This window comes from Ruegeria sp. AP12, assembly GCF_056540025.1.
Map to the genome: position 1 here is coordinate 1 of NZ_JBQFVZ010000319.1, position 537 is coordinate 537.

The following is a 537-nucleotide window of genomic DNA, read 5'->3' on the forward strand; positions in this document are numbered from 1 at the left end:
GTTCGGATCGTCCTTGCCCATCACACGGGCAAAGGTCCAGCTGTCCTTTTGGCGTTTCACGGTGTTCGGGTTGCCTTCGATGATATCACCACCACGATCCCGCACGACCGAGGTCAGCTCACCAATGAACTTCATGGTGATTTCGGCCTCATTCGTATCCTTGTCAAAGGACACATCGGTCAGGGTGGTTTCACGCACGCCGATGAACTCGGCCTCGATCGTCAGGCCTTGATCTTCGCGGGCGGATACAACCGAGACGAAGGTTTCGAACACATCTTCGGCAAGGAAGGGCTGGATCTCATCTAGGTTGCCCTTCTCAAAACCCATCACGATCATCTCATAGGCGCCACGGGCACCCTGAACAAATTCACTGACCGAGAAACTGGGCTCGACCCGCTTCATCGCGGCCAGGGTTTGCGCTTGCTCGCTGTCTTCGGGGACGTGATCGGTGATGTCATGATCCGGACCGCCTTCGATCACCTCGAAATCACGACGGGACGCACCCGCATCGGGCTGATGCGGAACAGGGGGTTTTTC

At 56.8% G+C, this 537-nt stretch carries 1 protein-coding gene; it reads right to left on the reverse strand.

Translation table 11 applies throughout. The features are described from left to right. Positions 1 to 537: Tim44/TimA family putative adaptor protein (locus tag ACR0E6_RS22975; RefSeq protein ID WP_480587770.1), on the reverse strand; the 537-nt coding region annotated here is incomplete at both ends.